20 protein-coding genes and 1 pseudogene are annotated in these 24557 nt (G+C 72.8%); 7 read left to right on the forward strand and 14 right to left on the reverse strand.

The window, feature by feature from the left end; translation table 11 throughout:
- From SSNG_RS02555 to SSNG_RS02585, 7 genes and pseudogenes are all read right to left on the reverse strand, one after another.
- On the reverse strand, nt 1-570 hold a 570-nt coding region (locus SSNG_RS02555), incomplete at its 3' end, for a glycosyltransferase (RefSeq protein WP_007262222.1).
- A gap of 4 nt (nt 571-574) precedes the next feature.
- Nucleotides 575-2230, reverse strand: a complete 1656-nt coding sequence (locus SSNG_RS02560) for a carbamoyltransferase C-terminal domain-containing protein (protein ID WP_007262223.1) — start codon at nt 2228-2230, stop codon at nt 575-577.
- A gap of 84 nt (nt 2231-2314) precedes the next feature.
- Nucleotides 2315-3277 carry an NAD-dependent epimerase/dehydratase family protein gene (locus SSNG_RS02565; protein WP_042800428.1) on the reverse strand — a complete coding sequence of 321 codons (963 nt, stop codon included), beginning with the start codon at nt 3275-3277 and terminating at the stop codon, nt 2315-2317.
- 162 nt (nt 3278-3439) lie between these two features.
- Nucleotides 3440-4508, reverse strand: a pseudogene (locus SSNG_RS02570) (lactonase family protein).
- Between the two features lie 157 nt (nt 4509-4665).
- Nucleotides 4666-5412, reverse strand: coding sequence for an SDR family oxidoreductase (locus SSNG_RS02575; RefSeq protein ID WP_007262226.1), 747 nt, complete (start codon nt 5410-5412; stop codon nt 4666-4668).
- 151 nt (nt 5413-5563) lie between these two features.
- Nucleotides 5564-6964: a M20/M25/M40 family metallo-hydrolase gene (locus tag SSNG_RS02580; protein WP_007262227.1), complete on the reverse strand. Its 1401-nt coding sequence runs from the start codon at nt 6962-6964 to the stop codon at nt 5564-5566.
- 236 nt (nt 6965-7200) lie between these two features.
- Nucleotides 7201-8607, reverse strand: a complete 1407-nt coding sequence (locus SSNG_RS02585; RefSeq protein ID WP_007262228.1) for a tryptophan 7-halogenase — start codon at nt 8605-8607, stop codon at nt 7201-7203.
- A 212-nt stretch (nt 8608-8819) separates the two neighbouring features.
- Between SSNG_RS02585 and SSNG_RS37685 the strand changes: the two genes are divergently transcribed.
- Nucleotides 8820-9362: an EF-hand domain-containing protein gene (locus tag SSNG_RS37685; RefSeq protein ID WP_050779521.1), complete on the forward strand. Its 543-nt coding sequence runs from the start codon at nt 8820-8822 to the stop codon at nt 9360-9362.
- A gap of 53 nt (nt 9363-9415) precedes the next feature.
- Nucleotides 9416-10639 carry a glutamate--cysteine ligase gene (locus tag SSNG_RS02595; RefSeq protein ID WP_241694981.1) on the forward strand — a complete coding sequence of 408 codons (1224 nt, stop codon included), beginning with the start codon at nt 9416-9418 and terminating at the stop codon, nt 10637-10639.
- A gap of 26 nt (nt 10640-10665) precedes the next feature.
- Here SSNG_RS02595 and SSNG_RS02600 read toward each other — a convergent pair whose 3' ends face one another.
- The 3 genes from SSNG_RS02600 to SSNG_RS02610 all read right to left on the reverse strand — a co-directional run bounded on the left by SSNG_RS02600 (nt 10666) and on the right by SSNG_RS02610 (nt 13171).
- On the reverse strand, nt 10666-11481 hold the full coding sequence (locus SSNG_RS02600) for a TIGR03943 family protein (RefSeq protein WP_050779522.1): 816 nt from the start codon (nt 11479-11481) through the stop codon (nt 10666-10668).
- A complete protein-coding gene (locus tag SSNG_RS02605; RefSeq protein WP_241694982.1) occupies nt 11478-12431 on the reverse strand; it encodes a permease in 954 nt (317 codons plus the stop codon). Before SSNG_RS02605 ends, SSNG_RS02600 begins: the two co-directional genes overlap by 4 nt.
- 263 nt (nt 12432-12694) lie before the next feature.
- Nucleotides 12695-13171, reverse strand: a complete 477-nt coding sequence (locus tag SSNG_RS02610) for a cupin domain-containing protein (RefSeq protein ID WP_007262233.1) — start codon at nt 13169-13171, stop codon at nt 12695-12697.
- A gap of 274 nt (nt 13172-13445) precedes the next feature.
- On the opposite strand from SSNG_RS02610, the gene SSNG_RS41040 reads away from it, so the two are divergent.
- The gene (locus SSNG_RS41040) at nt 13446-13664 is read left to right on the forward strand and encodes a hypothetical protein (RefSeq protein WP_007262234.1); all 219 of its coding nucleotides are present in this window, start codon (nt 13446-13448) and stop codon (nt 13662-13664) included.
- A gap of 86 nt (nt 13665-13750) precedes the next feature.
- Here SSNG_RS41040 and SSNG_RS02615 read toward each other — a convergent pair whose 3' ends face one another.
- The 4 genes from SSNG_RS02615 to SSNG_RS02630 form a co-directional block, all read right to left on the reverse strand.
- A complete protein-coding gene (locus SSNG_RS02615) occupies nt 13751-15223 on the reverse strand; it encodes a non-reducing end alpha-L-arabinofuranosidase family hydrolase (RefSeq protein WP_042800430.1) in 1473 nt (490 codons plus the stop codon).
- 163 nt (nt 15224-15386) lie between these two features.
- Nucleotides 15387-16217 (reverse strand): carbohydrate ABC transporter permease, encoded by an 831-nt coding sequence (locus tag SSNG_RS02620; RefSeq protein WP_007262236.1) that lies wholly within the window; start codon nt 16215-16217, stop codon nt 15387-15389.
- On the reverse strand, nt 16217-17092 hold the full coding sequence (locus tag SSNG_RS02625; protein ID WP_241694983.1) for a sugar ABC transporter permease: 876 nt from the start codon (nt 17090-17092) through the stop codon (nt 16217-16219). Before SSNG_RS02625 ends, SSNG_RS02620 begins: the two co-directional genes overlap by 1 nt.
- A 103-nt stretch (nt 17093-17195) precedes the next feature.
- The gene (locus tag SSNG_RS02630) at nt 17196-18491 is read right to left on the reverse strand and encodes an extracellular solute-binding protein (RefSeq protein WP_007262238.1); all 1296 of its coding nucleotides are present in this window, start codon (nt 18489-18491) and stop codon (nt 17196-17198) included.
- A gap of 230 nt (nt 18492-18721) precedes the next feature.
- Here SSNG_RS02630 and SSNG_RS02635 point away from each other — a divergent pair, with 230 nt between their 5' ends.
- From SSNG_RS02635 to SSNG_RS02650, 4 genes are all read left to right on the forward strand, one after another.
- Nucleotides 18722-19738: a LacI family DNA-binding transcriptional regulator gene (locus SSNG_RS02635; RefSeq protein ID WP_007262239.1), complete on the forward strand. Its 1017-nt coding sequence runs from the start codon at nt 18722-18724 to the stop codon at nt 19736-19738.
- 9 nt (nt 19739-19747) lie between these two features.
- Complete coding sequence (locus SSNG_RS02640; RefSeq protein ID WP_007262240.1) at nt 19748-21967, forward strand: glycoside hydrolase family 3 N-terminal domain-containing protein; 2220 nt, start codon at nt 19748-19750, stop codon at nt 21965-21967.
- On the forward strand, nt 21964-23433 hold the full coding sequence (locus SSNG_RS02645; protein ID WP_007262241.1) for a glycoside hydrolase family 43 protein: 1470 nt from the start codon (nt 21964-21966) through the stop codon (nt 23431-23433). The genes SSNG_RS02640 and SSNG_RS02645 overlap by 4 nt, the downstream gene beginning before the upstream one ends.
- A gap of 86 nt (nt 23434-23519) precedes the next feature.
- Nucleotides 23520-24491 (forward strand): glycoside hydrolase family 6 protein, encoded by a 972-nt coding sequence (locus tag SSNG_RS02650; protein ID WP_042800431.1) that lies wholly within the window; start codon nt 23520-23522, stop codon nt 24489-24491.
- The last annotated feature ends 66 nt before the right edge of the window (nt 24492-24557 follow it).

Raw genomic sequence — 24557 nt, forward strand, 5'->3', positions numbered from 1 at the left:
CAGGGCCAGGTCGGCGTCCTCGCGGAAGGCGCGCCGGAAGCGCTCGTCGAAGCCTCCGGCGGCGTCCAGCGCCACCCGGCGGAAGGCCATGTCGGCGGTGATCCAGCGGGCGGTGGCGAGTCCCGCCGTGTTGCGCTCCCAGTCCGTGGGACGGCGGCCCGGCAGGAGGGGAACCTCGATGCGGGCCGTGACGGCCGCCGTGTCGTGTGGGGCCGAGGCCAGATCACGCGCCAGTTCCTCGCCCCAGCCCGGTCCCGGGACCACGTCGTCGTCGAGGAACACGATCCAGGGCACGTGACCCGCCGCCCGTGCTCCCGTGTTGCGGGCGGCCGCGGGGCCTCTGGCCCGGCCGGCCACGACGGTGGTGATCGGCCGGAGCACCGGGGGGACGTCCAGAGCCGGCGGGGTCCCGTCGGGGCCGGGGCGGTCGTGTACGAGGACGATCCGCTGGGGGCCGTGCCCGGAGGCGGTCGCGGCGGCCACGGCGTCCAGGCAGGCCCTCAGGCTGGTCCGGCCGAGGGTGGGCACGACGATCGCGTACGGCGGCGGGGGCGCGGGTGCCTCGCGCATGGCGTCAGCCTTCCTCTCCGGAGCGGAAGATGGCGCCCCGGCGCACGGCGTACGGCCCGATGGCCAGCAGTTCCACCGGCGACGAGCCGAAGCACTCCAGGGCGTCCCGGGGGTCGTCGACCATCGGCCGGCCGGCGGTGTTCAGGCTGGTGTTGACCACGACCGGCAGTCCGGTGCGCCGTTCGAACTCGGTGAGCATCCGTGCCACCAGGGGCTCACGCTCCGGATCCACGGTCTGGATGCGGGCCGTGCCGTCGACGTGGACCACCGCCGGGATGCGCTCGCGCCAGTCGGGTGCCACGTCGTGCACGAACAGCATGTACGGGCTCGGCAGCGGCCCGTCGAAGATCTCGGGCGCCCGCTCGGCGATCACCATCGGGGCCACGGGGCGGAACTGTTCACGGCCCTTGACGTCGTTGAGGCGCTCCAGGTTGCCCGCGTGGCCGGGATGGGCGAGCAACGAGCGGTGGCCCAGGGCGCGCGGGCCGAACTCCGAACGCCCCTGGAACCAGGCCACGATGGCGTTGTCGGCGAGTGCCTCGGCGACGGTGGCCGCGATGTCCGGGGGCTGTTCGAAGGGGACTCCCGCCGTCTTGAGCCAGGCACCCAGTTCCGCGTCGGACCAGTCGCGGCCCAGGTCCGCGCCGGCCATGGGCTCGGGGTCGTCCCCGGCCCCGGCGGCGAGGAGCAGCGCGGAACCCAGCGCCGTTCCCGCGTCTCCGGCGGCCGGCTGGACCCAGACGCGGGAGAAGGGACCCTCGCGTGCGATGCGGGAGTTGGCCGCGCAGTTCAGCGCGACGCCGCCGGCGAGGGTGAGCACGTCGTCGCGGGTGCGGCCGTGGAGCCAGCGGACCAGGTCCAGCAGCGTCTCTTCCAGGACGGCCTGCGCGCCGGCGGCGAGATCGGCGTGGGCCCCGGTCCACGGCTCGTCCGCGCCGCGGGGCGGGCAGAACTCGCTCCAGGGGACGCCGGTGGCGTGGAAGCCGCCGTCACCCGTGGGGTACACGTAGCGGCGCAGCTCGGCCAGCATCCGGGGACGCCCGTGGGAGGCGAGGGCCATCACCTTGAACTCGTCGGAGGACCTCAGGAAGCCGAGGTGCTCGGTGAGTTCCTCGTAGACGAGTCCGAGCGAGTGCGGGAGGTCCTGTGCGTGCAGCGGCTCCAGCCTGTCGCCGATCCGGCGCGCCGCCAGGTGCGAGGCGCGCTCTCCGCGTCCGTCGAGGACCAGGACGGAACTGCGGTCCGCTCCCCCGGCCGCGAACGCGCCGGACGCGGCATGGGCCATGTGGTGCGGAACGAAGCGCACGAGGCCGGGATCGAGGCCGGGCAGGGCGGTGGCCAGGAACCGGGGCGCCTCGCGGGCGTACGTCTGGCGGAGGTGGTCCCACGGGTCGTCCAGGCCCATGGCGTCGGCAGGCCGCGCCAGGGCGGGGTCGTAGGAGTAGGCCACGGCGTCGAGGTCCTGCGGACGCAGACCGGCACGCTTCAGACACCAGGCCGCGGCCTGTTCCGGCAGCTCCCAGGCGGAGAAGGGCACCGGCCGCTTGCCGTGCTTGCGGCGGGAGAATCGTTCCTCCTCGGCGGCGGCGACCGTACGGCCGTCGATGACGAGGGCGGCGGACGGGTCGTGGAAGAGCGCGTTGACTCCGAGGATGCGCATGACGGACGGACCTTTCGGCTGAGGGGGCCGGGCGGCGGCCGGCAGGGGTGCGGCCGCCGGTGGACACGGGGCAGCACCGAAAGGTCAGGAGCCGCTCTCCGCGCGGAACCAGGCGATCGTGCGGCGCAGCCCGTCCTCGGCCGCCACCCGCGGCTCCCACTGGAGCTTGTCCCGCGCCAGCGTGATGTCGGGGCAGCGCACGGTCGGGTCGTCGGTCGGCCGCTCGATGAAGGTGATCTCCGAGGAGGAACCGGTCAGTTCGACGATCCAGCGGGCCAGCTCCAGCATGGTGAGCTCGTCGGGGTTGCCGAGGTTCACCGGCCCCCGCATCCCGTGGTCGGCCGCCGCGAGGATGCCGGCGACGGTGTCCTCGACGTAGCACAGCGAACGCGTCTGCAGGCCGTCACCGGTGACGGTCAACGGGGTACCCGCGAGCGCCTGGCGGATGAAGGTGGGAACGGCGCGACCGTCATGGCCCCGCATGCGCGGACCATAGGTGTTGAACAGCCGCACTATGCACACGTCCGTACCCAGGGCCGAGGCGTGGGCACTGCTCAGCGCCTCGCCGAAACGCTTGGCCTCGTCGTAGACGCTCCGCGGGCCGACGGGGTTGACGTGGCCCCAGTACCGCTCGTTCTGCGGGTGCTCCTGCGGATCACCGTAGACCTCGGACGTGGAGGCGAGGACGAAGCGGGCCCCGCTGCGATGCGCCAGCTCCAGGGCGTTGCGCGTGCCGAGGCTCCCCGCCTCCAGCGTGTGGAGCGGAAGCCGGAGGTAATCGGCGGGGGAGGCCGGGGAGGCCAGGTGCAGGACGAGGTCCGGGTCCCTGCCCACGCTGAAGGGCCGCGAGACGTTCGTCTCCAGCAGGACGAATCCGGGGTCGTCCACCAGTTCCGAGATGTTCTCCGGCCGCCCCGTGCTGAAGTCGTCGACACAGGTGACGGCGGTCCCCGCGGCCAGCAGGGCGGAGCACAGGTGCGAGCCGACGAAGCCCGCTCCGCCGGTGACGACGGCGTGCTCCCAGCGCGGCGCATGCGATGAGCCCATGGGAGGGCCTCCTCGTGCGATAGGGAAACGGGGAGGCAGGAGCCGCAAGAGGCCGCCTGGGGGCCGCTCGTGCCGGGAAATCCCCTCAGATGTGCCCCCAGCCTCCTGCGGCCCGGGCGGATCGGCACGCGGGATCGGGCAGTCGGGTGACGGCGGCCGTGCTCAGGAGAGGACCACGCAGGCGGCGGCCGGGACGTCCAGCCTGCCCGCCGGGTGCAGGCGTCCGCTCTCGGGATCGGTGTCGAACCAGGTGACGTCGCCGGACCACTCGTTGGACACGTACAGATGACGCCCCGACGCACCGGCCGCCAGATGCCGCGGCCATTGACCGCCGCAGCCGGCCGCATCCGTGAGCCGCGGCTTCTCGGGGCCGTCGGACAGCGACAGGGTGGCGATGAGGTTGCTGCCCCGGATCGCCGCCCACACGAAGCGGCCGTCCCCCGAGACGAGGGCGACCGACGGGTACTCCCTGGTGTCCGGCGGGGCGCCGTCCGAGCCCAGCGCGACCTCACCGGTCGGGTACAGGCGTCCGGGGCCGGCGTCCCACCGGCAGACGGTCAGCTGCGGTTCGAGCTCGTGGATCACGTACGCCACGTCCCCGCGCGGGTGGAATGCCACCTCCCGGGGGCCGCTCCCCGCACGCAGCGGCGTCTCGGCGTGCACGCGGAGGGGCCCGCCGGCCGGATCGGGCGCGCACACGCGCACCGAGTCGGTACCGAGGTCCGCGCTGAGCACCCAGCGGCCGCTCGGATCGCGCGTCACGTGGTGGGCGTGCGGGCCTGCCTGCCGTTCGGAGTCGGGCCCGCGGCCGCTGTGGGCCCAGGACGGCGGCGGGGCCCTCCGGCCTGCCGTCACCCGCGATCCGGAGGCAGCTCACGTCACCGGAGGTGTAATTGGCGGTCAGCAGCCTGTCCCCGACGACGCTCACGTGCGCGGGACCGCGGCCGTCGACGGGGACGGGCCGGCCGAGCGGAGCGAGACCGTCCGCGGTGATCCGGTACGCGGCCGCCAGCCCCTGATCGCTCCCGCCGGCGGCGTAGAGCACCCGCCGGTCGGCGGACAGGGCCAGGCACGAGGCGTCCCCGAGACCGTCGACGACGCTCAGTACGGTGAGCGCGCCCGTGACGGGGTCCACGGCCGCCGTGGTGATCCCCAGGCCTCCGCCGGAGGCGAACGAACCGATGTGAGCGCGCTGTCCGGCGCCCTGGTACGTGCTTCCCGCGCCGCCCACCGGGTGGTCCTTCCGCCGTCGGTCCGCTGCCCCCGGGCGAGGCTAACAGCCGGCCGCCGGGCACCCGCCTCGACCGGGCCGGTACGCGACCGCGGGTTCGGCCGCCGGGGGGAGGCGCCCGGACGGCGGCCGGCGCTGATCACGGCCGAGCCCCGCGTCAGGGCCAGGAGGGTTCCCGACGGGGCACCACGACCAGTTCGCCCACCACGCTCCCGGCGGGCACGGACAGCGCGTACATGACCGTGTCGGCGACGATCTCCGGGCTCTGGAGCAGAGCGGTGTCGGCGTCCGGGAACCGGTCCATGATGAAGGCGGTCTCCATGCCGCCGGCGATGATCCCGGTGACACCGATGCCGGTGCAGTCCCGCTGGGCCTCCTTGAACAGGGTGTGGGTGAAGGCCCGCAGCCCGGACTTGCTCGCCGCGTAGGGGCCCGCTTCCGTCCAGGTCCGGTTGGCCGCGGTGGAGAGGATGTTGACGATGTGGCCCCCGCCCGCGGCCACCATGCGCCGGTAGGTCTGCAGGCACAGGTACATCGGCCCGAGCAGGTTGGTGGTCACCACGTGCCTGACCTCCTCCGCGGTCAGGTGCTCGACGGACTTGGACACGTCGACCGCCGCGTTGTTGACCAGGACGTCCACCCGGCCGCCGTCCGCCTCGACGTCCCCGAGGACGGCCGCGACCGCGTCGGGGTCGCACACGTCCATCTCCACGAAGCGGGCACGGCCGCCCGCCACGACGAGGTCCGCGCAGAGCTCCTGAGCGAGGTCCTTGCGTACGTCGGCGACCAGGACGGAGGCACCGGCCGCGGCGAGCCGCCGCGCGATGGCGGCGCCCAGCCCCCGGGCCCCGCCGGTGACCAAAGCCTGCTTGCCCGTCAGGTCGACCTGTGCCGCGCTGCTCATGCCTGCCTCGCCTTCCCTCGGTTCCGGCGCCCGGCACCGCCCACCCGCCGCGCAGGGGAGGGGCAGGTGCCATCGCGCCTCGTGGGACCCACTCTGGACAGGGACGGGTCACCCGGCGCGCGGAATTAGGCCACCAGGCGGCGCGCACGGCTCAGCTCGGCGTGCCTGCCCCTCCGGGGGCCGACAGTTCGTCGAGGAACCTGGCCAGCGCGCTGACGCCGAGCCGCAGCGCCCCGACCTCCACCCGTTCGTCCGGGCCGTGCCAGCGGTCTCCCGGGAGTCCCGTCCCGAAGAACAGCACCGGCGCGTCGCAGGCACGGGCGAGCTGCGCGCCGGGAGCCGCCCCTCCGTTGCCGACGTGCCCCGCCGGAGCCCCGTAGGCGTGGCCGACGGCCCGGGTGAGAGCCGTGAGCGCCCGGGCGTCGGGCGGCGTCCGGTAGGGGTCGGAGATGGTCGGGGGGATTTCCAGGTCGTAGGTGAAACAGGGCTGCCGGTGAAGGTCCAGCCAGGCCCGCAGCTGGTCCGCGACGTGGTCGGCCCGCTGATCGGGGACGAGCCGGAACAGCAGGTCGGCGCTGGCTTCCGCCGGAATGAGGCCGAGTGCGGGTGCATCGGTGCGACCGGCCGTGAGGCGGGCGACCTCGGCGGAGGGCCGGACCCACAGGCGCTCGGGAGCGGTGAAACCCGCTTCGCCGGGAGTGCCGAACGTGCCGGTCGCCGCCTGCCAGTCCGCCAGGTCGAAGGGCACGGCGCCCACGCCGGCTCGCAGGTCGGGGGCCGGGGCGGCCACCGCGTCGTAGAAGCCGGGCAGGGTGACGCGGCCCGACGCGTCACTGAGCAGGTCCACCAGGCGGCACAGTTCCACCGCCGCGTTCGCGGCGGCGCCGGAGACGGCACCGCTGTGGACGTCGCGTTCGGCCCCGCGGATGCCGAGGGTCGCGGTGACCGACCCGCGGACCGCGGCGCACACGGTGGGCTCGTCCAGGGACCAGAGCATCGAGTCCGACACCATCACGACGTCGGCGCTCAGGTCCTCGGCGTGCTCCGACAGCAGGTCGGCCAGGTGTACCGAGCCGACCTCCTCCTCGCCCTCCATCAGGTACTTCACCGTCACGGCGGGCGCGGTGCGCCGCGCGAGGTGCGCGCGCACGGCCCACAAGTGGCTCATGACCTGGCCCTTGGCGTCCGACGCCCCGCGGCCGTGGAGCCGGCCGTCCCGCACGAGCGGCACGAACGCCTCGGCGACCCGCCATTCGGAAGGATCGACGGCGTGCACGTCGTGGTGGCTGTAGACCAGCAGGGCCGGCGCACCCGGATCGGCCGCCGGCCAGGAGGCGTAGACGGCCGGCAGGCCGTCCGTCTCCCAGGGTTCGGCGCGCGGGAAGCCGGTGCGGCGCAGCGCCTCGACGAGCCAGCCGGCGGATCGGCGGACGTCCCGGGCCCGGTCCGGGTCGGAGGAGACGGACGCGATGGCCACCCACTCCGCCAGCTCGGCCAAAGCGTTCTCGTCGGGCACGGCGCCGCGCGCGCCGGCGGTCGACGGGGGGCTCATTCCACGTCCTCGCCGCGACGCGCCCTCTGCTGTCTCCGGTCCGTTGCGGTCAACGTCACCGCTCCTCACCCTGCTGCCGGGAACCGCGGCACACCGGGGCGGCTGCCCACCGCCGGCGCTCTCCCCCGGCGCCTACCCCGCCCCGTTCGACACACGCACCGCTGCGGACCGCGTTCGCGCCGGGTCCCGCCGGAGGGGCCCGGCCGCCGCTGCCACCGTCCGGGTGCCCACGGAGATCAACCGTCGGCCGGACGCAGGCCCAGGCGGGGCTCCAGCATCAGGCGGAGGCCGGCGACCGCCCGGTCGGGGCCCGTGGGCCACGGCGTCATGGTGCTCGCGCCGTGTCCTCCCAAGCCGACCCGGTCGTGGCCCGCGAGGGGTTCCCGCAACGCGGCGAACAGGTGGGCGACCGTGTCGCCCCGGGTGTCGTGGAGGTCTTCGACGCCCGTGACGATGTTCAGGAAGGACTCGTGCAGCCGCAGCGGCCGCTGGTCGCGGTGGCTGAGCCGCTGGGCGCGGCGGAAGTGGGCTTCGCGGCCCTGGTGGATGTCGTAGAAGGCGCCGACGAGGACGAGCAGCCGTTCGTAGGCGTGCCGGTAGGCACCCTGGTAGAAGGCCTCTGCTTCGGCCTCGCCGACGTCCTGGCGCAGGGCCGCGGCGATGGACGCCGCGGCGAGCGTGCCGCTGTGCATGCCGAGGTGGACCCCGGTGGAGAGCAGGGGGTCGAGGAAGCAGGCCGCGTCGCCGGCCGCGTACCAGCCGGGTCCGCAGAACCGGTCGGCCACGTACGAGTAGTCGCTCTCCACCCGCAGCCCGGTGACCCGCTCAGCGCCCGTGAGCAGGCGGGCCAGCCCGGGGGTGTGCGCGAGCCGGTCCGCGTAGAGCGCGTCGGTCCCGCCGAGGGCCTGCCTGCCCCGGGCGAAGGAGTGCCGGTCGGTGACGAGGCCCACGCTGAGGGTGCCGTCGTGCAGGGGAATGGCCCAGAACCAGCCGTGGTCGGGCAGCGAGTGCAGGCGGATGGCGCCCTCGGGCACGTCCGGCGCGGGATGGGCACCCCGCCAGTAGCCCCAGGTGGCCACGTTGCGGAAAGCGTCGTGGAACCGGCGCGTCCGTAACTGCCGTGCCGTCAGCAGCCCGGCCCGGCCGGAGGCGTCCACCAGGTGCCGGAACCCGGTCCGGCCCCGGCGGCCGCCCGCGGTGGTCCACGCGGCGGCCCTCGCCCGCCCCTCCTCGAAGTCGACCGCCCCTACCGCGGTCTCCTCGTGGACGAGTACGCCCTGGTCCCGCGCGTGGTCCAGCAGTACCTGGTCGAAGTCCGCCCGTACGACCTGGAAGCTGTACGGCGCGCCGGGGTCCAGTCCGTCGAAGCGCAGGGCCCACTCCTGGCCGCCCCAGTCGTAGTACGCGCCGCTCTTGCGGACGAACCCGCGGCGCTCGACGGCTTCCCGCGCCCCCAGCAGGTCCAGCAGGGGCAGCAGGGAGGGGAGGAGGGACTCACCGATGTGGTAGCGGGGGAAGCGGGCCTTCTCCAGCAGCGCGACGCCGAACCCCTGGCGGGCCAGCAGCCCGGCCGCCGTGGCGCCGGCCGGGCCGCCACCGACCACCAGGACGTCCGTCTCCACGGGCGGCTGTCCGTCGTGCACGGCGGCCTCCTGCCGTCAGGGAGTGCATGGCTCGGTCAGTGAACAGCGTGACGGCGCACGCCGGAAGACCGCCTCCGGCGAATCGGTCCTGCAGGGAACCGGCGCCGCCAGGCAGGTGACACGGGCGTGCTGTTACGGCCCCCGTGCGTCCGAATCCGATAGACCACCCGTGCACTGCCGTACGCATGACCCACCACCGAGGGAGCAGACCCATGACCGCAGACCTGCTGCGCCGCAAGTTCCAGCACCGCTTCGACCTGCTCGACACCGACGGGGACGGCTACATCTGCGAAAGGGACTTCACCTCCCTCGCCGACCAGGTCATCGCCGGTACCGGCGAAGGGGCCGACGCGCGCAAGGTCCGCGCCCTGCGCGACTCCAAGGCCCACTACTGGACCTCCCTCCGCCGGCTCGTCACCACCGACGACAGCGGACGGATCTCCCGCGAGGCCTTCGTGACCGAACTGACCCGGTCACCCGACCCCAAGCAGATCTCCGCCATGGTCCGCCCCTCCGTCGAGGCCGACCTCGCCCTCGCCGACACGAACGACGACGGGGTCGTCGACGTCGGCGAGTTCACCCGCCTCTACCGCGCCCTCGGCGTACCCCAGCCGCAGGCCGAGGAGACCTTCCGCACTCTCGACCGGGACGGCGACGGCGAACTCACCCTGGACGAATGGCTCACGGCCGCCATGGAGTTCTTCACCTCCGCCGACCCCAAGGCCCCCGGAAACAAGATCCTCGGCCACGTCTGAACCGGCCGAACGTCGCCTCCCCCACCGGCCCCGTCCGTGCCACGATGGGGTGCGTGACCCGTGACGCGTCGCCGCAGCCGATCCCGGAGGCCCCCGGTACCGCCACGGCGGTCGCATCGCCCCCGGCGGGGCAGGACAGGAGACCGCTGACGGTCGGCGCGGAGGAGGAGTACCTCCTGGTCGACCCGGTGACCCGGGAGGTGCGGCCGGAGGCACCGAAGGTGGTGGCGGAGGCCGCCGGCGAGCTCGGGGACCGGGTGACCACCGAGATCACGGCCTACCAGGTCGAGGTGCGCACCGACCCCCACTCGCGACTCGACCTGTTCGCCGAGCAGGTCCGCTCGATGCGGGCGGCCGTGGTGCGCGCCGCCGCCCGCCACGGCCTCGGCGTGATCTCCAGCGGCACACCGGTCCTGCCGCAGCCGCTTCCGCCCCCGATGACCGAAGGCCTCCGCTACGCCAGGAGCGTGGCCGCGTTCGGCGCCCTGGACGACGAGCAGAGCATCTGCGCCTGCCACATCCACATCGGCATCCCCGACCTGGAAACGGCCCTCCAGGCCGGCAACCATCTGCGGCCCCGCCTCCCGGCCCTGATCGCGCTGGCGGCCAACTCCCCGTTCTGGCAGGGCCGGGACACCGGGTACGCGAGCTGGCGCACCATGGCCTGGGCCCGCTGGCCGGCCGCGGGTCCGCCCCCGTACGTCGAGTCGCGCGCCCACTTCGAGAGCCTCGTCGCCGGTCTCACCGCGACCGGCGGCATCCTGGACCGCGGCGGACTGTACTGGGACATCCGGCCCTCCCACCACGCACCCACTCTTGAGGTCCGGGTCGCCGACGCCGCCGCCACCGCGCAGGACACCGTACTGCTCGCCGCGATCGTCAGGGCCCTGGTCGACACCGCCCTGGCCGACGTCGAAGCCGGACGGCCCGCTTTCCGGCCGTCCGCCGAGATCCTCCGCGCCGCCTGCTGGCGGGCCGCCCGCGACGGCCTGGCCGGCGAGGCCGTCGATCTGCGCAGTCACCGCCTCGTCCCCGCGACCGCCGTCCTGGACGAACTGCTGGCAGACGTCCGGCCGTCGCTGCGGCGGCACGGGGACCTGGAGACCGTGACGGCGGGCCGGGCGGCGCTCCGCGCCATCGGCAGCGGCGCCGACCGCCAACGGGCCGCGCACCGGGGCCGCCGTGACCTCACCGATGTCGTCGACCACCTGATGCACGCCATGACCACGGACACCACGGGCGACGGCCAGGCGGAGTCGAGGTCGAGGACGCTGTAGCGACGCGCCATGTCGCGGACGGCGGCTCAGCCGTCCGTGGGCGGCGCGTCGTGGTAGGGGTTGCGCGGTGCGGCGACGGGCTTCAGGGCGCCTGCCTCCACGGTCGGGACGGGGTTCTCGACGGGGACGTGCTCGGCGCCCAGGACGCCCGTGACCTCGACCCAGGTGTCCCTGGCGGGCGCCTGCGCTCCGTGCACCTCCACGCGCAGGGTCCTCGCGTCCGCAGCGCAGCAGCTGAGTTTCAGGCGATTGAGGTACCAGGTGTCCGGGCTCTTCCCGGCGGAGACGAACCCCAGCAGCCGGACCTCGTGGCCGCGCAGTGTCTTCGGCGCGTGAACCGAGCGCCCGATGAACTCCTCCAGGGCCATGGGGGCGACCGGCGCGTCACCCAGGTCCTCGTAGGCGCTCCGTTCGACACCGGACGCGGCCCCGTCCTGCGAGGCCGTGTACGACCCGAGCGCCGGCGGGGCGACGAACAGCAGGGTGAGGGCGGGTGCGGCCAGGAGCCAGGTGACCTGCCTGCCTCCCCCGTGCGCGTGGTCGTGCCCGTGGTCATGCTGGTGGTCGTGGCCGTGGACCTCGTGTCCTTCCGTGTCGTCGCCCGTGGTCTCCTTCAGGCGGCGCACCAGCTCGACTCCCAGTCCCGCGAAGCCCAGGACGGCCAGCAGGACCCCGGACACGACGAGGTACGGCCACATGCCTTCCTTCACGTACCGCAGGTACACGTCGCTGGGCACGGTGATGTGGAGCAGGCCCGCGCCGGTCAGGACCAGCAGCAGGGGCGAACCGAGTCCGCCCAGCAGGGGCTCGTCTTCCGCGTCGGCGGTGGGTCGTCCGGTCACAGGAGCACCCCTGAGACGAGTGCGCAGCACAAGACCGCCACGGCGAACGTGCCGGCGCAGAACCGCACGGCGAACGCCCTCCCGAAGGCTCCCGACTGCAGGGCGATCAGCTTCATGTCGACCATCGGGCCCACCACCATGAAGGCGAGGCGGGCGGTGGGCGAGAAACCGGTGAACGAGGCCGCGACGAACGCGTCCGCCTCCGAGCACACCGACAGGAGCACCGCGAGCGCGGCCGCCGCGAGGACGCCGAGCCACGGAGACCCTGAGAACGTCTCCAGGACGGACGGCGGTACGAGGACGTTGAATGTCGCGGCGGCCATGGCGCCGATCACCAGGAAGCCGCCCGCCTGCAGGAAGTCGTGCTGCACCCCGCGCCGGAAGGCCTCCGGCCGGCCCGCGCCCGGCACCCGCTCCGCTCGTGCGGCCGGCAGCCGCAGCCACTCCTCGCGCCCCCACCGGATCCACAGCCAGCCCATGACGACCGCCGTGACCAGCGAGGCAGCGAACCGCGCGGCCACCATCTCCGGCTTGCCGGGGAACGCGATCGCCGTCGCGACGAGCACCACCGGGTTGACCGCGGGCGCGGCGAGCAGGAAGGTCAGGGCCGCCGCGGGAGCCACGCCCCGGCGCATCAGGCTGCCCGCGACCGGCACCGAGGCGCACTCGCAGCCCGGCAGCACGACTCCGGCGGCACCGGCCACCGGCACGGCGAGGACGGGGTTGCGGGGCAGGACCTTGGAGAAGACCTGCGGGGGGACGAAGGCGGCGATGGCCGCCGAGACGACGGTGCCGAGCATCAGGAAGGGAACGCCCTGGATGACGATGGCGATCAGGAGCGTGCGCCACGCCCCGAACGCCGTCAGCCCGAAACGCCGCTCAAGCCACGGTCCTGCGAGTACCGCGACCACCACTGCCCCGACCAGGGCGGAGCCGACCGCGACGGCCACCGGCCTGCTCCGCCGCTCCGAGCCGGCCCCTCCGGCAGAGGGGCCGGAGGAAGGTGGTGGCGGCGGTACCGTCCCGGTGCTCGCCGAGCCCTCGACCACGCTGTGCCCCTCGATCTTCGTCCGCGCCGCGGCGGACCGCGCCGGCCCGGCCGGAGGCGGCCCGGCGCGAGCGGGCACACACTAGCCGACGACAATCATATTCATCTACCACCCCCTCCCCCGGCGAAGGGGCGCCACGGCCGCCACTGCCGAAATGACGGTGGTCAGGCGTGCTTGTCGGCGTGGTGGCGGGTGGGCTGGACCGACCAGGTCGGGGGTTCGTCGTTGCCCGAGTCCTCGTCGCTTTCCGCGTCGGCGAAGGTCGCGTGGATCTTGTCCGGGGCGTGGTGCACCGGGGCGTAGACGGCGTAGAGCTGCATGGGCTCGTCACCGGTGTTGGTGACGTTGTGCCAGGTGCCGGCGGGAACGAAGACCGCCCAGCCGTCCGTGACCTCCTGGTCGAAGTCGAGGCGGTCCTTCGCGCTGCCCATCTGCACGCGGCCGCGGCCCGCGTCGAGCCGGAGGAACTGGTCGGTCTCCGGGTGTGCCTCCAGGCCGATGTCCTCGCCCACCGGGATCGACATGAGGGTCAGCTGGAGGTACTTCCCGGACCAGGCGACCGAGCGGTAGTTGGTGTTCTCCAGCGTCGCCTGCTCGAGGTCGAAACTCTGGGGTTCGGGCCCGATGTCCTTGATGGTCATGCTTCTCTCCCGGTCGACGGAGGTGGTACGCGTTCGGGCGCGGATTTTGCGCCGGGCCAACCCTTCCAGACTCGCCGGGGTGTTGTGGCCCGGCGCCAGTGACACTCGAGCCGGGCGGCCACGGACGCCGGGAGGAGCCGGTGAGCGCGTACAGCAGACCAGCCAGCCGGGGCGCGACGGCATCCCCCGTGCAGGCAGCCCCCGCCACTCGGCGGGCGTGTACCCGACGACCGCCGGATGGCCGCCGGAGCACCCGGACCTCCAGCCTGGTGGCATGACACGTCGCACCCTTGAGGCAGAACCCGACACGGCCCGTCGGACACCGGCCGAAACAGCGGGCCGTCGCTGCACCGGGCGGCGCGGGAGCGCGCTGTGGGAGTGCCTCGGCATGGCGGTGGCGGCGGGCGGCCTCTGCCTGGCGGTGGTCCGCCCCGAACTCCTCGAAGCAGCGGTGCACACCGTCGCCGCGGCGGGCGCCGGACTGGCGCATTGAGCCCCCGGCCCCGCCCGGCCCGCTGAGCGGCCGAGCGATACCACGCGAGGCGGGCCCGGTCTTCGGCCGGGCCCGCCGCCTCCGTGTCAGCGCTGCTGTGTCAGCAGACCGGGCCGGTAGGGCCACAGGCCGTAGTCGCCGCCCACCCTGGGGTCGCGCCCCTGGTAGAGGAACTGCAGGTTGCAGGGATCGACGGTGAAGGTCTGGTCGGCGCTGGTGCGGATCAGTTCGCCGTGGCTGATGTCGTTCGTCCAGCCGGCGCCGCTGTTGGCCTTGCCGGCGAAGGGGTTGCCCTCGGTCGCGGCCTGGGGGGTCCAGGAACCGTCCAGGCTGGTGGCCGTGAACGAGCGGAAGTAGCGGCCCTGCGCGCCGATCGCCTCGACGATCATGAGGTACCGGTTCTGGCCCTGGAGCTTGTAGACCTGCGGGGCTTCGAACAGGTTGTTCGTCGTGTCGCTCATCACCACGGTCGAGGTCGTGCCGAAACTGCCCGGGAAGTTCCCGATCGGCATGGCGGCCCGGTAGATCTTGCCGTTGTCGCCGGCGAAGAACAGGTACATGTTCGTCCCGTCACCGATGAGCGTCTGGTCGATGGGCCCCGTTCCCGGCCCGGCGATGCTCCCGGAGAAGAGCTCCTGCTCCGCCGACCAGCCGTTCGGGTTGGTCGGGTCGGTCGACGTCCGGTAGGAGAACGCGGTCCTGCCCCACTGGTAGGCGAGCACCCAGATGTTCTTCGGGGCGAAGTAGAAGAGCGTGGGCGCGACCGCGGAGGAGGACATCCCGTTCTGGGCGGCCGAGGCCATCTCCGACCAGTTGGCGAACGGGCCGAAGTTCATCGAGCCCCAGCTCGACCCCGTGTCGTGCGTCGTCGCGTAGACGAGCTGCCGGCCGTTGTAGGGCGCGACGGTGAAGTCCTTGAGCGAGGCCCACCCCGGCTTGGGCTGCGCCAGCGGACCGGTCGACGTCCAGCGGTACGACGACGGGAGACTGCACGTGCCGGGGGTGCCGCCGCCGACCCGGACGAGCTGCCACTGCTGGTTGGTGCCGCCCCAGTCGTCGTACTGGACGACGTTCGCGTTGTCGGCGGTGGAGCCGCCCTGCACTTCGAGGGCCTTGTTGCTGTGGCGCGCGATGAGCCGCACGTAGCCGTCGGGGCTGTCGGCGAGCCGCCACTGCTGGTTGGTGCCGTTCGCGTCGGTCCACTGCACGATCGGGGCGCCGTTCGCGGTGGACCCGTCCCGGACGTCCAGCACCTTGCCGGAGTGACGGGACGTGATGCGGTAGTAGCCGCCCCCTGAGTCGACGAACCGCCACAGCTGCTGGTTCTGGTCGTTCCTGGTCCACTGGGTGATCCGGGCCCCGTCGCCCGTTGCCAGGTTGTAGACGTCCAGGGCCTTGCCGCTGTTGCGGTTGACCAGCGCGTACGAGGCGTTGGGGTCGACGGCCGGCGCCGCGCCGGCGGGCTGCGCGCCGAGGAACGCGGTCAGGAGCAGCAAGGGCGCCAGCAGGGCGAGCAGGCGTCGTGTCAGGTGGGCTGGGAACGGATGGCGGAAGCGCATCGGAGAGCTCCTTCGTGGGCGGGGGCCAGAGGTGACGAGAGGGGTCTGCGGCCGCCGGACCCTCCGGCGGACGGGTGATGTTAGCGCTAACAATTTTGTGGTGGCCGGTCCCCCCGTCCGCTTCACTGCGGCTCCTCGGGAGGGGAGGTCACCTGCGGACGGGTCAGCCCTTGGTGGCGCCCGCGGTGAGGCCGCCGATCAACTGCCGCTCGGCGACGGCGTAGAACGCGAGGGCGGGGACCATGGCGAGCACGACGTAGGCGAGGACGAGCGCGTAGTCGGTGGAGTACTGGCCCTGGAACTGCTGGACTCCGACCGGGACCGTCTGCCATGTCGGGCCGTCGAGCACCAGCAGCGGCAGGAAGAAGTTGTTCCAGCTCGCGACGACCGCCAGCACGGACACCGTGCCGAGCGCCGGACGCGCCATCGGAAGCAGGATCCGCCAGAAGAAGCGGAACTTGCCGCAGCCGTCCATGACGGCCGCCTCCTCGACCTCCGGCGGAACGGTCCGGAAGAAGCCCCGCAGAATGATGATCGTCGTGGGGAGCCCGAAGGCCGCCTGCGGGAGGATCACTCCGAGCGGGTTGTCCAGCAGGCCGAAGGTCCGCAGCAGCAGGAACAACGGCAGGACGGCCACCGAGAACGGGAACATCAGCCCGATCGTGAACAGCGTGTAGAAGAGCTCCCTGCCCCGGAAGGCGTAGCGGGCCAGCACGAACGCCGCCATCGCGGACGCCGCCACCGTGCAGCACGTCGTGCCGATCGCGATGCCCGCGCTGTTGGCGATCTGCCGCCAGAACATGCCGTCGCCGAGGATGCCGGTGTAGTTGCCGGCCTTCCACCGCTCGGGCACTCCGAACGGGTTGGTCGTCAGCTCGCCGGTGCTCTTGAACCCGGAGACCACCGCGTAGAGGAGCGGCACGGCGACGAACGCGCCGATCAGCCAGACCACGGCGTGCAGGGAGAGAGAGCGTGCCGTCCTGCGGGCCGTCATCAGCCGCCTCCCGAGGTGACGGCGCCGCTCAGGTCCCGGCGGAGCACGTACCGCTGGTAGAAGAGGGAGAAGACCAGGCTGATCATGAACAGCACCACGCTGATCGCACTGGCATAGCCGACCTGGTAGCGCTTGAACCCGAACTGGAACATCGAGATCGCCATCGTCTCGGAGGAGTGGTTGGGTCCGCCCGCGGTCATGACCCACACGAGGTCGAAGAGCTGGATGGCTCCGATGATCGAGAGGAAGACGCTGATCCGGATCGTCGGGCCGAGCAGCGGCAGCGTCACGTGCCGGAAACGCTGCCAGAGGCCGGCACCGTCGATGGAGGCGGCCTCGAGGACCTCTCCCGGGATGCTCTGCAGGCCGGCGAGGAAGAGCATCATGTGGAAGCCGAAGTACTTCCAGGTCATGACCACGAACAGGGTCGGCATGACCGTCGAGGGATCGGCGAGCCACTTCCCCCGCAACCCCTCCAGGCCGAAGGCGCCTGCGATGTGGTCGGCCATGCCGGCCCCGGGGAGGAAGACCATCGTGAAGAGGACCGCCGTGACCACTTCGGACAGGACGTACGGCGCGAAGAACAGCATCCGGTAGACGGCCCGCCCGCGCAGCCTCTGGTTGAGCAGGACGGCCGTGAACAGCGCGAAGGGCAACTGCACCGTGATCGACAGGGCAATCAGGTACAGCCCCCGCTCCAGGTCCCCGAGGAAGACCCGGTCGTGGAACAGCCTGGCGTAGTTCCCCAGGCCGACGAAGTCGTCGACGGGGCCGGTCCCGCTCCACTTGAAGAGGCCCGTGTAGACGGCCACGGCGATCGGGGCGAGGACGAAGACGAGGAAGAGGACCAGAGCCGGGACCAGGAACCAGGTCACCGACGCCCAGCTCCGCAACCCGCGCGGACCCGGGCGTGCCGGACCGGGCGGTCCCGTCGGCGCGGCGTCCCGCACCCGTGCCCGGGGCGAGGTGGACACCGGTTCAGGCACTTTTGGCCGCCGCGGTGATCGACCGGGTGACCTGCTCGGGGCTCTTCTCGCCCGCGATGAGGTCGGCCACGCTGTCGTTGACTTCCTGGCCGACCGCCGGCGGGTAGGCCTGGTCGAGGAAGAGCTGGAAGCCCGTCGCCCGGGCCAGGGTGTCGGCCACCGCCCTCCGGTTGGCGTGGGTGAGCCCGCTCTCCGCGCCTTTGACCACGGGCAGGTAGCCGTCGGAGGCCAGCAGCCTGGACTGGTTCTCCAGGACGAAGAACTTCAGGAAGTCCAGCGCCTCCTTCGGCGCGCCCTTGCGCAGTGCGAAACCGCCGCCACCGCCCAACACCTCGGTGGCCCGGCCGGCGCCGCCGTCGACCGTCGGGAAGGGGAAGAAGCCCAGGTCCGCTCCGAGGTCCGCGCCCGCGTCCTTCTGGACCGACGGCGCCCACTGGCCCATCAGCTCCATGGCCGCCTTGCCGTTGCCCATGGTCGCGGCCTGGCCGCCGGGAGTGGAGTAGCCGGCGCCGAGGAAGCCCGGCTGGAACGGCTGGAGGCCGACGAGTTCCTTGAGGTGGCCGCCCGCCCGGACGAAACCCGCGCCGGTGAAGTCCTTGGCGGCAGCGGCCCGCCCCAGGGCGGGGAGGCCCGCGACGCGCATCGCGAGGTACGCCCAGTAGAAGTGACCCGGCCATTTCTCCTTGCCCGCGAGGGCGATCGGAGTGACGCCCGCCGCCTTGAGCCTCCTGACGTCGTCGAGGAACTCGGCCCAGGTGACCGGCGGAGCGGTGATGCCGGCCTTGGCGAAGAGCGTCTTGTTGTACCAGAAGCCGACCATGCCGACGTCGTAGGGCACCGCGTAGGTCCGGCCCTCGAACTGGTAGGCCTGCAGCGAGACCGGGGTGAGGTCGGATGCCCAGCCGAACGCGTCGGTGAGGTCCTCGACCAGCCCCGCGTCGACTTGCTGCCGCAGCACGCCGCCTCCCCAGGTCTGGAAGACGTCGGGCAGCCGTCCCGACGAAGTGACCGCTGCAAGCTTGGACTTGAACGCCTCGTTCTCCAACGAGGTCGTCTTGATCGCGATGTCCGGGTGGGTGGCCGTGAACGCCGTGGACAGCTGCGGGAACAGGGACTTGCCCGGTTCCGTGGTGGCGATGTTCCACCAGGCGAAGGTCACCTTGCCGTCGGCCGCCGACACCGGACCGGCGGAGCCGCCCTCGCCGCAGGCCGCGGTGAGCGAGGCGGACAGAACGGTCAGGCCCGAGAGCGCGAGGAAACTCCGTCGGCTCGGGGGTGTGCTCGCCATAGGACCTCCGGGGTGAGGAAAGCCGGTTCGAGTTCGAAATGTTTCGTAACTTTCTCGAATTAGCGCTGCCACAAACTAGGAACACGGGGCCCTCCGGTCAAGCCTTCTCGCCGAATTGCCTTTCACAGAAGCCCTCTTACTGCTTGACAATCGGGTCGCACCGACCGGAAACTCCTCGAAAGTTTGCGATACCTGTCGACAGCCCGAGGCGTCCGCGCGGAGGAGAGAAGTTGAGCGAGCAGCGTCCGACCCTGGCCGTCATCGCCGCCGAGGCCGGGGTCTCCCAGGCCACGGTGTCCAAGGTGCTCAACGGCCGCGCCGATGTCGCGGCTTCGACACGCGAACGGATCGAGGGCCTGCTGCGGTCCCACCACTACCTCCACCCCGGGCAGCGGCAGGGCAGGGCGCGCAGATCGGGCCTGGTCGACCTGATCATCGGCGGTCTGGACAGCGCGTGGGCGGTTGAGATCCTGCGCGGCGTCGAAGCCGAATGCGCCCAGCGCAGCGTCGGCACCGTCGTGTCGCTCGTCCCGCCGGGCGAGGCGACACCGTCGAGCTGGGCCGCACTGCCGGTCCTGCACCACAGCGACGGCGTCATCCTCGTCACCGCCTCGGTCACCCGGGCCCAGCGCGCCCAGATCGAACAGGCCGGGGTGGCGCTGGTCGTCATCGACCCGATCGACCTGCCGGGCAACGGAGTGCCGAGCATCGGCGCGACCAACTGGGCGGGCGGCCTCGCGGCCACGGAGCACCTGCTGGAACTCGGGCACCGCCGGATCGCCGCGATCGGCGGGCGCAAGGAGATGCTCTGCAGCCAGGCCCGCATCGACGGGTACCGTGCCGCGCTGGAGCGGGCCGGGATCGAGGTCCGCCGTGACCTGATCCGGTTCGGTGACTTCCAGCACGAGGGCGGGTTCCGGTGCGCCCGGGAACTGCTCGCCCTCCCCGAGCCGCCGACCGCCGTCTTCGCCGGTAGCGACCAGCAGGCGATGGGCGTCTACGAAGCGGCCCGGCAAGGCGGACTGAGCGTCCCGGGAGACCTCAGCGTGGTCGGCTTCGACGACCTGCCGATGTGCGGATGGCTGTCGCCGCCGCTGACGACGGTGCGCCAGCCGCTGGAGGAGATGGGCCGGCTCGCCGCCCGCACACTGTTCCAGCTGCTGGACGGCCAGCCTCTGGTCAGCCCCCGGATGGAGCTCTCGACCGAGCTCAAGGTCCGCCTCTCCACCGCCCCGCCCCGTCTCTAGGAGAACTCCTTGACCGAGCCCTGGCGCGACCCCCTGCTGCCCGTGTCCGTGCGCGTCGCCGATCTGCTGGAACGGATGACACTCGAAGAGAAGGCCGGCCAGCTCACCGCGTTCTGGGCGCGGCCCTCGGATCCGGGGGCACCGGTGGCGCCCGTGGAGGACGACTCCGGCGAGGCCGCCCCCGGGCTCGACCACCTCGCCGCCCACGGACTCGGCCAGCTCACCCGGGTGTTCGGCACCGCTCCGACCACCACGAAGGCCGGGATGGAGCGGCTCGCCTCGCTCCAGCGCGAGGTGACCGCGTCGGGCCGCTTCGGGATCCCGGCGGTCGTCCACGAGGAGTGCCTGACCGGGTTCATGACGTGGGGGGCGACCGTCTTCCCCACGCCGCTCGCCTGGGGCGCGTCCTTCGATCCCGGGCTCGTGCGCCGGATGGCCGCCGCGATCGGTACGGGGATGCGGCGGGCCGGTGTCCACCAGGGCCTGGCTCCGGTCCTCGACGTGGTCCGCGACTACCGGTGGGGCAGGACCGAGGAGTGCATCGGCGAGGACCCCTTTCTCGTCGGAGCGATCGGCACCGCCTACGTACAGGGCCTGGAAGGCGCTGGGATCGTGGCGACGCTCAAGCACTTCGCCGGGTACTCGGCCTCGCAGGGCGGCCGGAACATGGCCCCCGTCGCGGTGGGGCCGCGCGAGTTCGCGGACGTGCTGGTCGAGCCTTTCGTACGGGCGCTGCGCGAGGGAGGCGCCCGGTCGGTGATGAACAGCTACACCGACGTGGACGGCGTCCCGGTGGCCGCCGACGAACGGCTGCTGACCGGGCTGCTCAGGGGCGGACTCGGCTTCACCGGTGTGATCGTCGCCGACTACTACGCCGTCTCCTTCCTGGAGACCCGGCACGGCGTCACCGGTTCACGGGGCGCCGCCGGCGCGCTGGCGCTGACCGCCGGGATCGACGTCGAACTGCCCACGGCCCGCTGCTACGGCGAGCCGCTGACCGCACTCGTGCGGTCGGGGAGCGTACCGGAGGAGCTCGTCGACCGGGCCGCGCGGCGGGTCCTGCTCCAGAAGGCAGAACTCGGCCTGCTCGACCCGGACTGGGAACCCGCCGCGCCCGAGGCGGTCGACCTCGACCCGCCGGAGAACCGGGCCCTGGCCAGGCTCATGGCCGAACGGTCCACCGTGCTGCTCGCCAATGACGGCACCCTGCCGCTGCGGCCCTGCCGGGTCGCGGTCCACGGGCCGCACGCCGACGAACCCCGCTCCTTCCTCGGCTGCTACGCCTTCCCCAACCACGTCGCGGCTCCCGGCGAGCCCGGGCTGGAGATCCCCACGCTCGGTGAAGCGCTCGGCGCCGCCGGGTTCACGGTCACCGCGGACGACCCGGACGTGAACGTACTGGTGCTCGGGGACCGGGCCGGCCTGTTCGGCCGGGGCACCTCCGGAGAGGGCTGCGACGCCGAGACCCTCGACCTGCCCGGCGACCAGGCCGCGCTGGCCTCCGCCGTCCTGGACTCCGGGCTGCCGACGGTCCTGGTCGTCGTCTCCGGACGGCCCTACGCGCTGGGTACGGCGGCCGAGCGCGCGTCAGCCGTGATACAGGCCTTCCTCCCCGGGGAGGAGGGAGCGACGGCGCTGGCCCGGATCATCAGCGGGGCGGCGGAACCGTCCGGACGGCTGCCCGTCTCCCTCCCCCGCCGGGCCGGCGGCCAGCCCGGCACCTATCTGCACGCCGGGCTCGGCGGGCGCACCGACTGGAGTTCGGTGGACCCGACCCCACTGTTCCCCTTCGGACACGGGCTGAGCTGGACCAGGTTCGCCTTCTCGGAGCTCTCCGTGGATACCGAGGCCCCGACGGACGGGACCGTCACCGTCTCCGCCACGGTGCGCAACGTCGGCGGGATGGCCGGGACCGAGGTGGTCCAGCTGTACCTCTCCGACCCCGTGGCGTCCGTCGTCCGGCCGCAGCAGTGGCTCGCCGGATTCGCCCGGGTCGAGCTCCCTCCGGGCGCGGCCGCCCGGGTCGCCTTCTCCGTCCATGCCGACCGGACCTCCTTCACCGGGCTCGACCTGCGCAGGCGCGTGGAGCCCGGGGAGATCGGGGTGGCCGTCGGACGGTCCAGCGGCGACCTTCCGCTCCGGGGCTCCTTCACCCTGCGGGGGCCGGTACGCCATCCGGCCGCCGGCCGGGTGCTGTCCGTGCCGGCCGAGATCGTCCCGGTTCCATGAATGGCTTCTCCGGTGACCCCGTACTGCCCGGGTTCCGGCCCGACCCGTCCGTCTGCCGGGTGGGAGCGGACTACTACCTGGTGACGTCCAGCTTCGAATGGTTCCCGGGCCTCCCCGTCTTCCACAGCCGTGATCTCGTGGCCTGGCGGCGCATCGGATCCGCGCTCGACCGGGCGTCCCAGCTCGACCTCGCCGGCTGCGCTCCCTCACGGGGCCTGTTCGCACCGACGATCCGGCACCATGACGGGCTCTTCCATCTCGTCTGCACGCTGATGGACGGTCCCGGTCATTTCGTCGTCACGGCGACGGATCCGGCGGGACCGTGGTCGCAGCCGCAGTGGCTGGACGGCGAGGGCTTCGACCCGTCGCTGTTCTTCGACGACGGACCGGGCGAAAACGACGTCCGGGCCTGGTTCACCGCCGCCCGTGTGGTGGACGAGGCCGCCGGCCGCACCGAGATCTGGATGCGCGAGTACCTTCCCCGCGAACGACGTCTCACGGGACCCGAGTACGTCCTGTGGTCGGGGAGCCGCCCGGGGGCCCGGTGGTCGGAAGCCCCGCACCTCTACCGGATCGACGGCACCTATCTCCTGCTCACCGCCGAGGGCGGCACCGATGTGGACCACAGCGTGGTGGCCGCCCGTGCCGAGCACGTGACCGGCCCCTACGAGGGCGCCGCCGGGAACCCGGTGCTGCCACCCGCCGCGGGCCCGGTCACCTGCACCGGGCACGCCGACCTCGTCCGGACCCCGCACGGCGACTGGCGGGCCGTCCTGCTGGGTGTCCGGCCGGGCTCCGCGCTCGGCCGTGAGACCTTCCTCAGCCGGATCACCTGGGACGACGGCTGGCCGGTGTTCTCCCCCGTCCGCCACACGGGCCCGCGCCGCCCCCTCCACGACACGTTCGCCACCCTCTCCGCCGACTGGAGCACCCTGCGCACCCCACCGGCAGCGTTCTGGACCACCGGCGACGGCCTCCGCCTCCGGCTCCGGCCCGAACGCCTCGGCGAGCGCACCACCCCGTCCCTCCTGGCCCGGCCCCAGGAACAGCCCGACTGCGACGTCTCCACGGAACTGCGCTTCACCCCCGGCGCACCCGGCGAAGAGGCGGGCCTCGCCGTGGTCCTCGACGACGACACCCATCTCCTGCTCCTCCGCACCACGGAAGGGCTCAGCCTCCGCCACGGGCCCGAGGTGCTGGCCCGCGTTCCCGTCCCCCAGGGCCCCGTACGCCTGGGGGTCCGCATCCGCGGTTTCCACCACACCTTCGGCCATGCGGCACCCGGCGGCCCCTGGCAGGACCTCCCCGCCGTCGAAGCCACCTTCCTCACCCCGCTGTTCACCAGCGTCCAGCTCGGCCTCTACGCCACCTCCAACGGCCGCCCCTCCACCAGCCAGGCGCACTTCACGTGGTTCGACATCACGTACCCGGACCGGCGGGAACCGCCCGGACACCGGGGTACGTGACGCGCGGCCCACTGCCCCCGCCCCGGGGAGAGCGCATTCCCGCAGCCGGGGCGCTTTCCCCCCCTTCCCCCACCGGAGGACCAACCATGCGCAAGTCCGTCCGAGCCGCATCCGCCCTGCTGGCCGGTCTCCTCGCCGGCGGTCTCGCCCTGCTCCCCGCCGGCCCGGCGTACGCCGCCGACCCGACCACCATGACCAGCGGCTTCTACACCGACCCCGACAACTCCGCCCTGCGGTGGACCGCCGCGAACCCCGGCGACGGCCGGGCGGCGGCGATCCGGACGTCCATCGCCAACACCCCGGCGGCCCGCTGGTTCGGCAACTGGAGCGGTGACATCGCCACGGCCGCCGGCTCCTACACCGGCCGCGCCGACTCCGCCGACAAGCTGCCGGTCCTGGTCGCGTACAACATCCCCGACCGGGACGTCTGCGCCGGTCATTCCGGCGGCGGCGCCGGGAGCCGCGCCGCCTACGAGAGCTGGATCGCCGCCTTCGCCACCGGCATCGGCAACCGTCCGGCCGTCGTCATCCTCGAACCCGACGCGCTCGGCCACGAGAGCTGCATGACGGCCGGCCAGATCGCCGAGCGCAACGCCATGCTCAAGAACGCGATCGCCCAGTTCCACACGAAGGCGCCCAACACCTGGGTCTACCTCGACGCCGGGAACGCCGGCTGGATCGGCGCCCCGGAAATGGCGCAGCAGCTGGCCGCCGCCGGGGTCGACGGGGCGCACGGCTTCGCGCTGAACGTCTCCAACTACTTCACCACCGACCAGAGCACCTCCTACGGCAACGCCGTCAACTCGGCCCTGCGCTCCTACGGCTACACCAAGCCGTTCGTCATCGACACCAGCCGCAACGGCAACGGCTCCAACGGCCAGTGGTGCAACCCCGCGGGCCGCCGGACCGGTACCCCCAGCCGGCGCGGGGGCGGTGCCGAGATGCTGCTGTGGATCAAGATCCCCGGCGAGTCCGACGGCAACTGCGGCGTCGGGGCGGGCTCCTCGGCCGGGCAGTTCCTTCCGGAGGTCGCCTACAAGATGATCTACGGCTACTGAGCCCGCCCGCGGGTTCACTCCGCCGCGCTCCTCTTCTTCCGTGCTCTTCCTTCCCTGCTCTCTGCC

The sequence above is a fragment of the Streptomyces sp. C genome (genome assembly GCF_000158895.1).
In the GTDB taxonomy this organism is placed as follows: domain Bacteria; phylum Actinomycetota; class Actinomycetes; order Streptomycetales; family Streptomycetaceae; genus Streptomyces; species Streptomyces racemochromogenes.